The organism is Mesorhizobium sp. 2RAF21 (genome assembly GCF_052115345.1).
In the GTDB taxonomy this organism is placed as follows: Bacteria; Pseudomonadota; Alphaproteobacteria; order Rhizobiales; family Rhizobiaceae; genus Mesorhizobium; species Mesorhizobium terrae.
In genome coordinates this window covers 22609-35626 of record NZ_JBFRGM010000025.1, presented here as the reverse complement: position 1 = coordinate 35626, position 13018 = coordinate 22609, and the positions used below count along the sequence as shown (strand labels likewise).

At 64.8% G+C, this 13018-nt stretch carries 15 protein-coding genes; 10 read left to right on the top strand and 5 right to left on the bottom strand.

Going from position 1 to position 13018, the window contains the following annotated elements:
* The first annotated feature begins 20 nt into the window (after window positions 1–20).
* The 5 genes from AB4136_RS28865 to AB4136_RS28845 are packed head-to-tail and all read left to right on the top strand — an operon-like array spanning window position 21 to window position 4653.
* Window positions 21–1379 carry a right-handed parallel beta-helix repeat-containing protein gene (locus AB4136_RS28865; protein ID WP_137901522.1) on the top strand — a complete coding sequence of 453 codons (1359 nt, stop codon included), beginning with the start codon at window positions 21–23 and terminating at the stop codon, window positions 1377–1379.
* Window positions 1376–2293, top strand: a complete 918-nt coding sequence (locus AB4136_RS28860) for an ABC transporter ATP-binding protein (protein WP_137901478.1) — start codon at window positions 1376–1378, stop codon at window positions 2291–2293. The genes AB4136_RS28865 and AB4136_RS28860 overlap by 4 nt, the downstream gene beginning before the upstream one ends.
* Window positions 2290–3123 (top strand): ABC transporter permease, encoded by an 834-nt coding sequence (locus AB4136_RS28855; protein WP_137901479.1) that lies wholly within the window; start codon window positions 2290–2292, stop codon window positions 3121–3123. Before AB4136_RS28860 ends, AB4136_RS28855 begins: the two co-directional genes overlap by 4 nt.
* Complete coding sequence (locus AB4136_RS28850; protein ID WP_441931952.1) at window positions 3120–3656, top strand: nitrous oxide reductase accessory protein NosL; 537 nt, start codon at window positions 3120–3122, stop codon at window positions 3654–3656. Before AB4136_RS28855 ends, AB4136_RS28850 begins: the two co-directional genes overlap by 4 nt.
* Before the next feature lies 1 nt (window position 3657).
* On the top strand, window positions 3658–4653 hold the full coding sequence (locus tag AB4136_RS28845) for an FAD:protein FMN transferase (protein ID WP_441931951.1): 996 nt from the start codon (window positions 3658–3660) through the stop codon (window positions 4651–4653).
* 12 nt (window positions 4654–4665) lie between these two features.
* Here AB4136_RS28845 and mog read toward each other — a convergent pair whose 3' ends face one another.
* The 4 genes from mog to ubiT are packed head-to-tail and all read right to left on the bottom strand — an operon-like array spanning window position 4666 to window position 7656.
* Complete coding sequence (gene mog / locus AB4136_RS28840; protein ID WP_137901481.1) at window positions 4666–5202, bottom strand: molybdopterin adenylyltransferase; 537 nt, start codon at window positions 5200–5202, stop codon at window positions 4666–4668.
* A 10-nt stretch (window positions 5203–5212) separates the two neighbouring features.
* Entirely contained in the window at window positions 5213–6112 is a 900-nt protein-coding gene (ubiV, locus tag AB4136_RS28835; RefSeq protein ID WP_137901482.1) for a ubiquinone anaerobic biosynthesis protein UbiV, read from the bottom strand.
* A 3-nt stretch (window positions 6113–6115) separates the two neighbouring features.
* Window positions 6116–7099 carry a ubiquinone anaerobic biosynthesis protein UbiU gene (gene ubiU / locus AB4136_RS28830; RefSeq protein ID WP_441931978.1) on the bottom strand — a complete coding sequence of 328 codons (984 nt, stop codon included), beginning with the start codon at window positions 7097–7099 and terminating at the stop codon, window positions 6116–6118.
* An 8-nt stretch (window positions 7100–7107) separates the two neighbouring features.
* Complete coding sequence (gene ubiT / locus AB4136_RS28825) at window positions 7108–7656, bottom strand: ubiquinone anaerobic biosynthesis accessory factor UbiT (protein WP_137901484.1); 549 nt, start codon at window positions 7654–7656, stop codon at window positions 7108–7110.
* 191 nt (window positions 7657–7847) lie between these two features.
* Here ubiT and AB4136_RS28820 point away from each other — a divergent pair, with 191 nt between their 5' ends.
* The 4 genes from AB4136_RS28820 to AB4136_RS28805 all read left to right on the top strand — a co-directional run bounded on the left by AB4136_RS28820 (window position 7848) and on the right by AB4136_RS28805 (window position 11250).
* Complete coding sequence (locus AB4136_RS28820; RefSeq protein WP_171021005.1) at window positions 7848–8132, top strand: hypothetical protein; 285 nt, start codon at window positions 7848–7850, stop codon at window positions 8130–8132.
* A gap of 142 nt (window positions 8133–8274) precedes the next feature.
* Window positions 8275–9795 (top strand): UbiD family decarboxylase, encoded by a 1521-nt coding sequence (locus AB4136_RS28815; RefSeq protein WP_137901486.1) that lies wholly within the window; start codon window positions 8275–8277, stop codon window positions 9793–9795.
* Window positions 9780–10352: a UbiX family flavin prenyltransferase gene (locus AB4136_RS28810; protein WP_137901487.1), complete on the top strand. Its 573-nt coding sequence runs from the start codon at window positions 9780–9782 to the stop codon at window positions 10350–10352. Before AB4136_RS28815 ends, AB4136_RS28810 begins: the two co-directional genes overlap by 16 nt.
* 649 nt (window positions 10353–11001) lie before the next feature.
* Window positions 11002–11250 carry a DUF2249 domain-containing protein gene (locus tag AB4136_RS28805; protein ID WP_171021006.1) on the top strand — a complete coding sequence of 83 codons (249 nt, stop codon included), beginning with the start codon at window positions 11002–11004 and terminating at the stop codon, window positions 11248–11250.
* A gap of 36 nt (window positions 11251–11286) precedes the next feature.
* Here AB4136_RS28805 and AB4136_RS28800 read toward each other — a convergent pair whose 3' ends face one another.
* Window positions 11287–11724 (bottom strand): hypothetical protein, encoded by a 438-nt coding sequence (locus AB4136_RS28800; RefSeq protein WP_441931947.1) that lies wholly within the window; start codon window positions 11722–11724, stop codon window positions 11287–11289.
* Window positions 11725–11905: 181 nt separating this feature from the next.
* Between AB4136_RS28800 and AB4136_RS28795 the strand changes: the two genes are divergently transcribed.
* Window positions 11906–13018, top strand: a complete 1113-nt coding sequence (locus AB4136_RS28795; RefSeq protein ID WP_137901489.1) for an NnrS family protein — start codon at window positions 11906–11908, stop codon at window positions 13016–13018.

Genomic DNA, 13018 nt, shown 5'->3' with positions numbered 1-13018 from the left:
GTTTTCTCCACATCGCAGCAATGGGAACGGCGGTTCTTGCCTCCGCCGTTTCCGGTTGCCCGGCTGGCGCGGCGGAGATCGTCGTGCCGGCCGGTGCAGCACCGCTCCAGGCCGCTGTGGATGCCGCCGCCCCCGGCGACGTGCTTCGGCTCGCGCCGGGATCGCATCGCGGTCCCGTTGTTGTCTCCAAGGCCTTGACGCTGGAGGGTGAACAGGATGCGGTGCTGCAGGGCGTGGGGCAGGGCAGTGTCGTGACCCTCGAAGCGCCTGGGACCGCGGTGCGTGGCCTTACCATCGAAGGCTCGGGCATGGATCTCGACGCCATGGATGCCGGCGTGTTCGCGACCGAAGCGGCGACTGGCGCGGTGGTCGAGGACAATGTGATCCTCGGGAATCTCTACGGCATCTATCTACATGGCTCGCGCGGCGCGATCGCCCGTAACAACCACATCGAAGGCCTGCGTGAGGGACGCACCAGCCGTTCGGGCAGCGGCGTTTCGGTGTGGAACGCGCCCGGCGCGAAGGTGATCGGCAACGACGTCAGCTTCGGCCGGGACGGCATCTTCGCCAATGCGAGCAAAAAGAACGAATTCAGGGGCAACACCTTCAGCAACCTGCGTTTCGCCGTCCACTATATGTACACCAACGACAGCGTGATCGCCGACAACGTCTCGACCGGCAATATCGTCGGCTACGCGATCATGTATTCCAACCGCCTGACAGTTACCGGCAATGTCTCCGACGGCGACCGCGACAACGGTCTCCTGTTCAACTACGCCAACGGCTCCGAGATCAGCGGCAATGTGGTGCGCGGCGGTCCGCAGCCGGCCGGCCGCTGGACCAGCAACGGCGAGCGCTTTTCGGCGGATGCCGGCATGCCGGCGTCAGGCGAGGTTACACTGGCGACGCCGCGCACGGGGTCGCGCATCGGGCCGGAAAAATGCGTGTTCATCTACAACGCCAACAAGAACCGTTTCAGCGGCAACACTTTCGAGGGCTGCGAGATCGGCGTGCATTTCACCGCCGGCTCCGAGGGCAACGCCATGAGCGGCAACGCCTTCATCCGCAACCGCAACCAGGTCAAATATGTCGGCACCCGCTCGCTCGACTGGTCAAGTGGGGGACGAGGAAACTACTGGAGCGACAATCCCGCCTTCGACCTCGACGGCGACGGCGTCGCCGACAAGCCGTACCGGCCGAACGACGTCATAGACAAGGTGCTGTGGGAGGCGCCGGCAGCCAAGGTGCTGGTCAACAGCCCGGCCGTGCAGGTGATCCGTTGGGCACAGGCGCGCTTCCCGGCGGTGTTCCCCGGCGGCGTGGTCGACAGCCATCCCCTCATGAAGCCGGACGGCGCGAACCAAACGGAGCGGCCATGAGCCTCAACGTCGAACTCAGATCGGTTGCCCGGCACTACGGCCAGGTCAAGGCGGTGGACGGTGTTTCCTTCTCGGCGGCGCCCGGCGAGGTAATCGCGCTGGTCGGTCACAACGGCGCCGGCAAGACCACGCTCATCAAGCTGATGCTTGGCCTTGCACGGCCGACTGCCGGGACGGTCGCCGTGCTGGGGCAGGATCCGGCGGCGGGCGATGCCGCCGTGCGGCGGCGGCTCGGCTACCTGCCCGAGACGGTCTCCTTCAACCCGGCGCTGACCGGCCGCGAAACGTTGCGTTTCTATGTCCGGCTCAAGGGCGGACGGAAAGACGAGGAAAACGCGTTGCTGGAACGCATCGGCCTCGCCCACGCCGCCGACCGGCGCATCGGCACCTATTCGAAGGGCATGCGTCAACGGCTGGGCCTTGCGCAGGCGATGATCGGAACGCCGGCCATACTGCTGCTGGACGAGCCGACGACCGGGCTCGACCCGGAACTGCGCCAGCAATTCTACGCCATCGTGCGCGAGATGCAGGCGGCGGGGGCGACGGTGCTGCTTTCCTCCCATGCACTCAACGAACTGGAAGGCAACGCCTCGCGTGTCGTCATTCTGAACGAAGGTCGCAAGATCGCCGACGGAACGCTGGACGAACTGCGCCACATCGCGCAACTGCCGACCCGGATCCGGCTGAAGACAGCCGAGGGCGGCGCCGAGCGCCTGCGCGCATGGATGGGCGAGCCGGCAGGGCTGAGACAAATCAACGGCCACGTCATCGAACTGGACGCGACGCCGGAGGACAAGGCCGCTTTCCTGCGAAGGACAGCCGGCGAGGGCGCGCCCTTCGAGGACCTCGAGATGGTGCCGCCGGGGCTCGACGATCTCTATGCCCATTTCCTTTCCGGGAGGGCTTCCAGATGAAGACGATCCTTCTGCTTTCGGCCAAGGAGGTGCGCGAGGGCCTGCGCAACCGCTGGGTCGTCGCCGCGACCGGCCTGCTGGCGGCGCTGGCGTTGACGCTCGCTTTCCTCGGCAGCGCGCCCACCGGCACGGTCGGAGCCGGCGCGCTCGACGTCGTGGTCATCAGCCTTGCCAGCCTTACCATCTTCATCGTGCCGCTGATTGCGCTGCTGATCTCCCACGACGCCATCGTCGGCGAGATCGAGCGCGGAACCATGACCCTGCTGCTCTCCTATCCGGTGAGGCGGCGGCAGGTGCTGTTCGGCAAGTTCCTCGGCCACCTCGCGATCCTCGCCTTCGCCACCTGTGTCGGCTACGGCCTAGCGGCGATAGCGCTGCTGGCCACCGGCAAGGCGATGATCGGCGTCGGAAGCTGGGCGGCATTCATGACGATGACGGCCTCCTCCGCGCTGCTCGGCGCCGTGTTCGTCGCGATCGGCTATCTGGTCAGCGCACTGGTGGCCGACCGCGCCACGGCCGGCGGCATTGCTATCGGTATCTGGCTCGTTTTCGTCGTCCTCTATGACATGGCGCTCCTGGGGCTGCTTGTCGCCGATCAGGGCCGCATGATCAGCGGCGGCACGCTCGACGCGCTGCTTCTGTTCAATCCGACGGATGCCTACCGGCTGCTCAACCTTGCCGACTCCGGCGACATCGCGGCCGCTTCCGGCATGGCGGGGACCGTGCAGACCGCGGTGCTGGCGCCGGCCGCGCTGCTTGCGGCGCTCGCGGCATGGGTCGTCGCGCCGATGGCGCTTGCCGCAGTCGCCTTTTCGAGGAGGGAGCTGTGAGGGTGCGCCTGACCGTGGCGCTGCTCGCCGGCCTGCTCCTCCTTGGCGCCTGCCAGCGCGAGGCCGAAGCCCCGCCCCCGCCCTTCGCTATGACCGAGGAGGCGATGGGCCGCTATTGCGGCATGAACATTCTTGAGCACGCCGGGCCGAAGGGACAGATCATCCTCGCCACATATGACGAGCCGATCTGGTTCTCGTCGGCGCGCGACGCCATCGCCTTCACCATGCTGCCCGAGGAGCCGAAGGACATCCGTGCGATATACGTCTCCGATATGGCTAGAGCACCGAGCTGGAACAAGCCTGGCGCCGACAACTGGGTCGATGCCCGGCAAGCTTTCTTCGTCATCGACAGCGACGCCAAAAGCGGCATGGGCACGGCCGAGGCCGTGCCTTTCTCCACTGAGGCGGCGGCTGTGGCCTTTGCCAAAGGCCATGGCGGAACGACGGTGCGCTTCGACGCTGTTCCGCGCGGCTACATTCTTGAACAACAGGCCGGAGGCGGCGCGCAAACGCCCTCCGGGGAGGTTGACTGACATGATGACCGGCATGATAACCCGCCGCCGCATGATCGGCATCAGCGCTGCGGCCGCCGGTATGGCGCTGCTGCCGCCGCACGCCGACGCAACTGCGGAAGCGGTGACCTGGCAGGGCGAGGCGATGGGCGCGCAGGCCTCGCTGGTCATCCATCACCCCGACCGCGCCAGGGCAGAAAGGCTGGCGGAAGCGACCGTCGCCGAGGTGCGCCGGCTGGAACGCATCCTCAGCCTCTACCGCGAGGATTCCGACCTCACGCTACTCAACAGGCAGGGCTTTCTCGTCATGCCGCCGCCGGAAATGGTGGACATCGTCCGGCAGAGCTGGGCGGCATGGGAACTAACCGGCGGTGCCTTCGACCCCACAGTGCAGCCGCTATGGGAGCTTTATCGGCGCCATTTCTCCATGCCCGGCGCTGCCGAAGCCGGACCCGCATCCGAAGCGGTGGCCGACGGCCTGGCTCGCGTCGGCCTCGACCGGATCGCCTGTTCGCCCGACCGCATCGACCTGCCTTTGTTCGGATCGGCGCTGACGCTCAACGGCATCGCGCAAGGCTACGTCACCGACCGGGTTGTGGATCTTCTGAAGGCTGGCGGTATCGAACGCTCCATGGTCGACATGGGAGAAAGCCGCGCCATCGGCTCGGCGCCAGGAAACCGGCCGTGGCGCGTCGGTCTTTCCGATCCGCTCGATTCGGCCAGTATCCTGAAGGTGCTCTACGTGGAGGATCGCGCGGTCGCCACGTCGAGCCCGTTCGGCTTCCGCTTCGACCGAGAGGGAAGATTCAGCCACATAATCGACCCGCGCAGCGGCGCGACGCCCCAGCGCCATGCCAGCGTCACCGTGGTCGCCGACAAGGCTGCGCTGGCGGACGCACTGTCGACCGCCTTCAACCTGATGGACACGGACACGATTGCCGCCGCCGTCCGCACGCAGACCGACGTCGAAGCGCATGTCCTATCCTTGCAAGGCGAATGGACGAAGTTCACGTCCTGAGATGATCGACGTCTAGGAGGCGGCCATTTGGAGGGCCCGACCAGTGACCCCGAACTCTGGCGACAGCTCGATCCGTCCTGCACCGATCAGTTCGAGGCAATAGGGCACAGCAGGAAAGACGGCGGCCAGGCAGATCGCGATGGCGGACGGCTTTCCGGGCAGATTAACGATCAGCGAGCGGCCCCTGATGCCGGCAGTCTGGCGCGAGAGGATGGCCGTGGGCACCTGCATGAGGCTTGCCCGGCGCATCAGTTCCCCGAAGCCTGGCAGTCCCTTGCTGAAGACCTGCTCCATCGCTTCGGGCGTCAGGTCTCGCGGCGCGGGGCCGGTTCCTCCGGTCGTCAGCACAAGGTCGGCGCCATCGCGGTCGCAAAGCTCGATTAAGGCATCCCGTACGCTTTCCAGTCCGTCCGGCACGATGCGGCGGATATAGTCACATGAGTTGGTCACCACGGCGCGCAGCCAGTTTTCGACTGCGGGTCCGCCGAGATCTTCGTACTCGCCGCGGCTGGCGCGGTCCGAGACGGTGAGAATGGCGATCCGAGTCATTCCTGTCCCTTCACGCGGGCACCGGCGGCTGCGATCCGGGCTCGCCCCGAACATAGCCATCAACCATTGGACCTGGGAGATCGAGACAGGACAGGAGGAAGCGCGCTTCGTTCGGCTCAACCCGCCGTTCGACAAGTTCCCGGTAGGTTCGGGCCACTTCGACCATGTCACAGCCGTGTGGCGACAGCCGCAGCCGCCAGATGTTGTGCGCGGCGAATTCGGCCGGATCGAGAACGACTGCCTGCACCTGCGCCGAAAGCGTCTGTACGCCGTTGATAGCCAGGAATTTCTGCCCGTCGAGCGTATCGACGGCGAGTCCATCGGGATCCTGTTCACAGGTGAACTGGCACGAGTCCTTGTGAAGGCCATGTAGGCGCGCATGGTAGCAGCGTCCAGACAGAGCCAGTGGCAGCCGGCCAAAGGTGAAGAGTTCGAACTCGGCTTCGGCACATCCCGCCGCGATCGCTCCGATCGTCGCCAGCGGGAGTTCGACCGGCGGGCAGATCGTGCGCGCGCCGTGCCGCACCAGAAAACTGGCGGTAGCCGCGTTGTAGACGTTAACGAACGGTCCCGTTACAAACGGCCTGCCGGAGCGGGCGGGCAGGGCGGTGATGTCGTTGATCTCCACCAGCCGGCCATCGGCGCACAACTCTTCGACGGCGCGGCGTTCCCGCACCGTGGCGGGCGCCGCCAGCGTTGAGAGCACGACTTCCTTGCCGCCGCGCTCGAGCCGTTCGATGATGTCCGGCCAAGCCGGGTCGGAGAAGGGCATGCGCTTGCCGCAGACGACCTCGCCGACATGGACGCGGTCCACCGGCGCTTCGTCGGCGACGCGGCTGTAGAAGGTCGACAGCCGGTCTGCCGGCCAATGGAAGAACAGCGGCCCCAAAGTGAGCTTGAGCGATGGCACGGCTTACCTCCACGTCTTGCGGTAGGCGCCGGTGGTCTGCCGGCCGCCTTCGGACAGGTTGGCCAGGATGCCGTCGATCTCGACCGGGTCGCCGCCGTTCTCGGCCGCGTCGACCGCCCGCCGGAAGGCGCGCACCACCTCCGTGACGTAGCCCTTCCCGCGTTGGCGGCCCTCGATCTTTAAGGCGGTGACGCCGGCATCCTTGAGCGCCACGATCATCGAACCGGCGTTGAGGCTGACCGGATCCTCGAACAGGTAGCCGGTCTTGTCCCCAGCCGTGAATCTGCCTTTGCAGAGCGTCGGGTAGCCTGCAGGTTCGCCGGCGGCGAAACGGTCGATTGTAAAGCCAGCCAGCCGCGCGGTGGTGCTTTCAGCGTTCTCGACGTAGCTCACCGCCTCTGGCGGCGAACAGACGCCGTTGAGATTGGGCGACTTGCCCGTGGCGTAGGACGACAGATGGCAGCGGCCTTCCATCATCACGCACAGGCCGCCGAAGACGAAGGCTTCCGTTTCCACGTCGATCGCCCGGTTGAGCCCGGCAATCTCCTGCACCGAAAGCACGCGCGGCAGCACGACGCGGCGCACGCCGAACGCCTGCGCGTAGAAACTGATCGCTTCCGGCGTCGCCGCGGCGGCCTGTACGGAAAGGTGCAAGCGCGTGCGCGGGTGGCTGTTCGCCATGTGGTCGAGTACGGCGATGTCCGCGGCGATGACGGCGTCCGCGCCGCAGGCCGCCGCCGTGTCCGCCGCCTTGCGCCAGAGGTCGGTGTTCTCCGCGCGCGCGAAGGTGTTGATCGCGACCAGAACCTTGCTGCCGTTGCCATGCGCGAAGCGGATGCCTTCGGCCATTTCCTGGGACGAGAAGTTGAGACCGGGAAAGTTGCGGGCGTTGGTCTCGTTACGGAAACCGCAATAGACGGCGTCCGCGCCCGCCAGCACGGCGGCCCGGAGTGTGGCCGGGGTTCCCGCCGGGCAGACCAGTTCCATGCGGCCGCTCATGCCTGCCTCGCCTTGGCGACAGGCGTGTCTGCCGCGAAGTGTCGTGCCGCGCTGAGGCCACCCAGGATACCTGCGTCGGCAAGACGCGCGAGCGCGCCGCGCAGCCCGAGCAGGTCAGAGGGGCGAAGCTCGGCGTCCTCGATGGCGTTGCGCAGGGCCACCACGGCTTCGGTCTTGCCGGCGACCGCGATGGCGCGGTGGAAGAACAGCGCGTCGCCGTCCAGCGTGCCGTCGAGGATGCCGAGCAACATTAGCAGCGGACCGCGTATCACCACGTCGGATGGAGCGGAGCCGCTCTTGCCGGTGACGCGGACGACAGCTGATGCACCGTCAGGCACGACGCTGAAGGCAAAGGACAGGTCTGTCGGATCGATCAAGAAGTGGGCGGTACTATGTTCGCCGAGCCGTTCGAACAGACCCGGGCGACGCCGGGCAAGCGATCGCAACGAAAGGGTTAGCAGTGGACCGAACGGAGCGGCGGCAAATGGCGGCAGAAGGCGCCGGACCGAAGCCGGCAAACTGATTTCTTCGTTTCCCGCCGCCATTCTGCCCTCCGGTCCATTGTGGACGGGTGACGATAGGTCGAGTTGCGCGGAAGAAGTTTGCGCAGGATCAAAGATGGGTGCGAAGGACCACATTGCCGGCCCCCCTCGTAGCAAGATAGCGCGGCGACTGGACACATGGATTCGGGACGCGGCTTTGGAGTAGATGTTGTTCGTGAAGTTCAGTGCGACGCATGGAGGTCATCATGCGGTCTGTTGAACATTGGCCGCAGACCGAACGGGTGTGGCGGCAGTTTGCGCGATTGGACATTGTCCTGGAGCGGCTGGAGATCGATCCTATGTTCGCTGCCCGCAAATCCGGCGGGACAGCGATGGCGACGGCACGCAACGTCTGCCTGGCGTGTATCCATCAGCGCGAGTGCAGCCAACGGCTGCAAGGAGAGCAGCAGGTCGTCACTATCCTCGAATTCTGCCCGAACGCCGAGTTTCTCAAGGAGTGCATCCAGCCAGACAGATGACGCGCCCGGTTGCGTGCGCAACGGCGGCAGTGGCTCGAACCGTAGCCGTCTCGGCGTCCTGTTTGCGGAATCTCAACGACCGGTTCGGGAGTCCATGGCATCGGAACGGCGCCGGTGAGTTGCTGGCGCCGGATATCTTCCAATGCACGAGCGCAATCTTCCCCGGTTTCTTACTCTCGGCGCCTACCTTTTTCATCTGGAAAGTATGGGGCGTCTGGATACGATCCGGGCGCCGGTCTCGATGCGGCTGGAGATCACCGAGATTCACCGCAGGGTGATCGCTACCGGCGGGCCGGCGCTGCGGCTGACGCAGCCGCTGGACCAAAGCGGCCTCGTGTCGAACCTGCCGGTGGTCACCAACCTTTTCGGTACTGTCGAACGGGTCGCGTGGGGGCTCGGCACGGACGTCGAGGGACTCGCCAGGCTAGGCGAACTGCTGGCCTGGATGCGGTCGCCGCAACCGCCGCAGAATCTGAAGCAGTTCAGCACAATGCTGCCAGCCGCCCGCAGAGCGTTCCAGACGCGGCCGAAGATCGTTTCTGCGACGAAGGAGTGGAAAGAGGCTGAGCCGGACTTCTCGTCTCTGCCTGTCCAGACCTGCTGGCCGGGCGACGCCGGACCTCTGATCACCTGGCCGATTGTCGTCACCCGGCCGCCGGGCGACGACGACTTCAGCGCCTACAATCTGGGAATTTACCGCATGCAGGTGATCGGCCGCGACCGCGCCATCCTGCGCTGGCTACCCATGCGCGGCGGTGCGGCGCATCATCGAACCTGGCAGGCGAGGGGTCTTGAGATGCCAGTGGCGGTCGTGATCGGGGCGGATCCCGCGACACTGCTTGCTTCGGTGATGCCGGCCCCGGAAGGCGTGTCGGAACTCGCGCTGTCAGGCATGATCAGCGATCGCCGCGTGCGGATGGTGCCCTGCAGGGACATCATGCTACATGTACCGGCAAGCGCTGAGATCGTCCTGGAAGGGACAGTGTCGCCCACGGAAACGGCGCTCGAAGGCCCGTTCGGCGACCATACCGGCTATTACAACGCGCCGGAGCGCTATCCCGTCTTCAAGCTCAAACGCATGCGCATCCGCGACGGAGCCAGTTATCTGACAACCTTCACCGGGCGTGCGCCCGACGAACCCGCCGTGCTGGGAAGCGCCCTGTTAGAGGTGTTCAAGCCGCTGCTGCGAAAGCAGATGCCGGAGATTCTGGATATCTGGCTCCCGCCGGAAGCCTGTTCCTACCGGATCGCGGTGATCTCGATCGCCAAGAGATATGCGGGTCAGGCCCGACGCGTCATGATGGGCTTCTGGTCGACGTTGCCTCAATTCTCCATGACCAAGATGATCGTCGTGGTCGACGACGATATAGATATCCGCTCGTGGCCGGAGGTCATGTGGGCGCTCGCCACCCGCATGGATCCGGGTCGCGACGTCATGCAGGTGGACCGCATGCCCATCGACCAGCTCGACTTCGCCTCGCCGCTTGAGGGACTCGGCGGCAAAATAGGCTTTGACGCCACCCGCAAGATCGGCGCCGAGACCTCACGCGAATGGGGCGTCGAACTCGGCATGGATGCCGCCGTGGAGCGGCGCGTCGATGAGCGCTGGCGGGAATTGTTTACGGACCGTGCGAAGCGCGAAGCGCCATGCGAAAACGCTTGATTGTCGGCGTGGCCGGCGCTTCCGGTTCAGCCCTTGCGCTCGAAACGCTCAGGCAGCTGGCTGCCGCAGATATTGAGACGCACCTGGTCATTTCTGACGGTGCTCGAGCGACAATCGCGCATGAGCTCGGCGCTGACGGCATCGTTCAGTTTACGGCTATTGCCGAGCATGTGCATCAAGCCGGCAATCTGGGAGCGCCCATCGCCAGTGGATCCTTCCGCACCGACGGCATGATCGTGGTGCCGTGTTCGATGCGCAGCCTCGCCGCCATGGCATACGGGCTCGGCGACAACCTGCTGGTGCGGGCGGCCGACGTGGTGTTGAAAGAGAAGCGACGGTTGGTGATCGCTCCGCGCGAGGCGCCGCTACACGAAGGGCATCTCGAGGCCATGTTGCGCCTCGCGCGTATGGGTGCCGTCGTGGCGCCGCCTGTGCCGCCATTCTACGCCCGTCCCCTATCTATGGACGACATCATACGCGAGATCGCGGCACGGCTCGTCAATTGGGCGGGCGTCGATCCCGGTGAGCGGATGACGCGTTGGAGCGGCGGCTCATGAGTTCTCCGGTGGCGGCACGTCGGACTTTTTTCGGTTCGATGCCTCGCAAGGATCCGCCTGCTCCTCGTCTTCACCTAGGCAGGATGGACACATATAGGCGTACGGCTTGATCAAGATTAGCACAGGCGCAGACTTGCCGCATCGGGCGCAGACAGCGAAAACGCGCCGCCCGGGTTGTTCAGAAGATCGTGGCATTGCAAGGATCGAGGGACTTTGTAACGCTTCAGAGTGGCTAGCGTGGTGCTCAGTAAGCCATGGCGAATCCGGTTCTCAAAAGCCCCCACAAACGGGGTTAAGCCGCGCGCCTAGCCTCGCTTTCGATCAGTGCTTCGTCAATGACCAGCGCAGGACCCGAGAGACCCGTCCCAGTCCGGATAAGACAACCAGCAACGGACGCTCGTGACGGCGCACGTCATTCCCAAGCCGCCGCCTTCTATCGGCGTACCGTTCGGTCGAGGCCATCGCCGCCGGGTGGCACGCCATCAGCCGCAGAACCTCTAACAATCCGAACGCTCCATCGTTACCCATGGCCCGAACCTCTTCGACGAAAATAGGCAGCCCGCTGCATCCGTCTTTGCAGATTCGCAAAGAAGCGATTGTTGGTTGTCACAAGACTGTCGCAACTTGGAGATCGGCAGCGAGAACGAAGATGATGGTCTATGATGTGCGCAGACTGGCTTCTGCGAACAAGGATTCCGCCATCCTGTCGATGTTCGACGGTTTGCATACCGGCGAGGCGGTGCAGGTGGTCTGCGATTTCGACCCATCACGCCTCGAGCGCAAGTTCAGGGCCTTCTTCGCCGAGGGATACGAATGGACATGCTTGCGGAGCGGGCCGCCGGACTGGCAGATTGAGATAGGGAAGTTGTCGACCCTTCCGGAGTGCGGGTGCAAATAAAGGGTTCGTCTGGGTCAAGTCGATAGTGGGGCTTTGCTATTCGTCATTCGACGAGTAGAGCCGACGCATCGCGTCCGAGCCCTGCTTGGCCGCGTCGGCGATATCATCGAAGAGAAGCGCAACGTCTCTGAATACGCTGTAGTCCTGTTCCGTCGCTTTCAAATCGTCCAGATCCTGAAGAAAGAGCAGGATCGCCTCGATCTTTCGGCGCTGGCTGCAAGCATTGGAAAGATCGCTGCGCATCGTACGCCTTCGTTCCATCACCGCAAACCGATCCAGCGCCTCGTCAAGCTGGGAACGGCACTCACAGTCGAACCGTGCGTTCTTCATGGCCGCCGTCAGCCTGGTGACGATATCCCTGTCCGTGCCGTTCCTCTGTCTCGGCGACGTCGCGTTCGACACAAGGATTTTCATGGTGAACCCGCCACTGTTTCCAGCGTTCCCAATCAGTCGCTTCCAGACGGGCGATACCATCGACCGATGACCGCCAGGGAGCGCACCGCCCGTTTGCCTCGAGCGATAGCCTATCGGTCCATTCCGTCGCGAGTTTGCGTTTGCGCAAACATTTCCATTGCGCCGTGCGATTCTGTCTTCGACTTCGTTCGCTTTCTCCGCGTCCATCACGCGGGCATGCCCGCTCCAAGGGAGGCTCTGAATGCCGCCGTCCCATCCCTACAAGCCGTTCTTCTTGATTGCGGCCCTCGACGCCATGTTGGGCATCGTAGTCTGGCTGCCGTGGGTATCGATGAGCGGCCGTATCGACACGACGGGAACGAATACGGGTGACTGGCACAGAAACGTGCTCCTGTTCGGCACGATCCCCGCCATCCTGGCCGGCTTTCTTCTCACCGCTCTGCCGCGCTGGACCGGCCGGCCGGTCGTACCGCCGCCATTGCCCAGGGGGCTCGTCGGATTGTGGCTCGGCGCTCGCGTGGCGTCGCTGATCTCGACAGCGGCTGGGCTTGCACTTTCGGCCACTTTCATGCTGGCGGTTTCCTCCATAGCGGCGGCACAGATCATTGCCGCGCGCGATCGCCGCGACTTCAAGATCCTCGGACTGCTCTGCGCCTTTTGCGGCAGCATCATGCTGACCGCAACGGGCGGCGCTCCCGCGAGCTACCGGCTTGCCGTCGCGTCGCTCCTCGGACTCGTCATGGTGATCGGGGGCAGGGTGACACCCGCCCTGACATGCGCATTCCTCGGTGGACGAGGGGTCTCCGTCGACCCTGAGCCGTCGAGGGCGGTCGAAGGTCTCTCGGCGGCATCGGCCGGCGGGGCTTTGATAGTCTGGGTTCTGGCGCCGCAGCATCCAGCGACCGGCATTCTGGGCGCCGGGGCGGCTGTGGCGCACGCCGTCCGGCTCCTTCGGTGGCGAGGCTGGCGAAGCCGGGCCTCCGCGTCGGTGACGGCGCTGCATTTCGGTTACGGCTGGATTGTCGTCGGTTTCATCCTGCTTGGCCTGTATGTCTTGAATCCTGATCGCTTTTCGCAGGCTGCGGCGGTGCACGCCTGGACGATAGGAGCGATCGGCACGATGAGCATCGCCATCATGTCGAGCATGATCCGCAAGCACAGCCGCCGGCCATTCTCGCGAAATGGGGCGGCGGCGACAGCTTTTGTCTCCATCACGGTCTCTGCCGTCGCGCGCATTCTGGCGGAAGCATTCCCGGACTCGGCGTCAGTGGGAACGCAATCGTCGGCGATCTTCTGGATCGCGGCCTTCGTTCTGTTCCTCTGGGCTTTCCGTGATGTGCTGTTGCGCAGGTGA

What these genes read in the sequence shown, in the direction of transcription:
- AB4136_RS28865 (WP_137901522.1), top strand. Translation starts at nt 21, where the DNA reads ATGGGAACGGCGGTTCTTGCCTCCGCCGTTTCCGGTTGCCCGGCTGGC.
- AB4136_RS28860 (WP_137901478.1), top strand. Translation starts at nt 1,376, where the DNA reads ATGAGCCTCAACGTCGAACTCAGATCGGTTGCCCGGCACTACGGCCAG.
- AB4136_RS28855 (WP_137901479.1), top strand. Translation starts at nt 2,290, where the DNA reads ATGAAGACGATCCTTCTGCTTTCGGCCAAGGAGGTGCGCGAGGGCCTG.
- AB4136_RS28845 (WP_441931951.1), top strand. Translation starts at nt 3,658, where the DNA reads ATGATGACCGGCATGATAACCCGCCGCCGCATGATCGGCATCAGCGCT.
- mog (WP_137901481.1), bottom strand. Translation starts at nt 5,202, where the DNA reads ATGACTCGGATCGCCATTCTCACCGTCTCGGACCGCGCCAGCCGCGGC.
- ubiU (WP_441931978.1), bottom strand. Translation starts at nt 7,099, where the DNA reads ATGGAACTGGTCTGCCCGGCGGGAACCCCGGCCACACTCCGGGCCGCC.
- ubiT (WP_137901484.1), bottom strand. Translation starts at nt 7,656, where the DNA reads ATGGCGGCGGGAAACGAAGAAATCAGTTTGCCGGCTTCGGTCCGGCGC.
- AB4136_RS28820 (WP_171021005.1), top strand. Translation starts at nt 7,848, where the DNA reads ATGGAGGTCATCATGCGGTCTGTTGAACATTGGCCGCAGACCGAACGG.
- AB4136_RS28815 (WP_137901486.1), top strand. Translation starts at nt 8,275, where the DNA reads ATGCACGAGCGCAATCTTCCCCGGTTTCTTACTCTCGGCGCCTACCTT.
- AB4136_RS28810 (WP_137901487.1), top strand. Translation starts at nt 9,780, where the DNA reads ATGCGAAAACGCTTGATTGTCGGCGTGGCCGGCGCTTCCGGTTCAGCC.
- AB4136_RS28805 (WP_171021006.1), top strand. Translation starts at nt 11,002, where the DNA reads ATGATGGTCTATGATGTGCGCAGACTGGCTTCTGCGAACAAGGATTCC.
- AB4136_RS28800 (WP_441931947.1), bottom strand. Translation starts at nt 11,724, where the DNA reads ATGGTATCGCCCGTCTGGAAGCGACTGATTGGGAACGCTGGAAACAGT.
- AB4136_RS28795 (WP_137901489.1), top strand. Translation starts at nt 11,906, where the DNA reads ATGCCGCCGTCCCATCCCTACAAGCCGTTCTTCTTGATTGCGGCCCTC.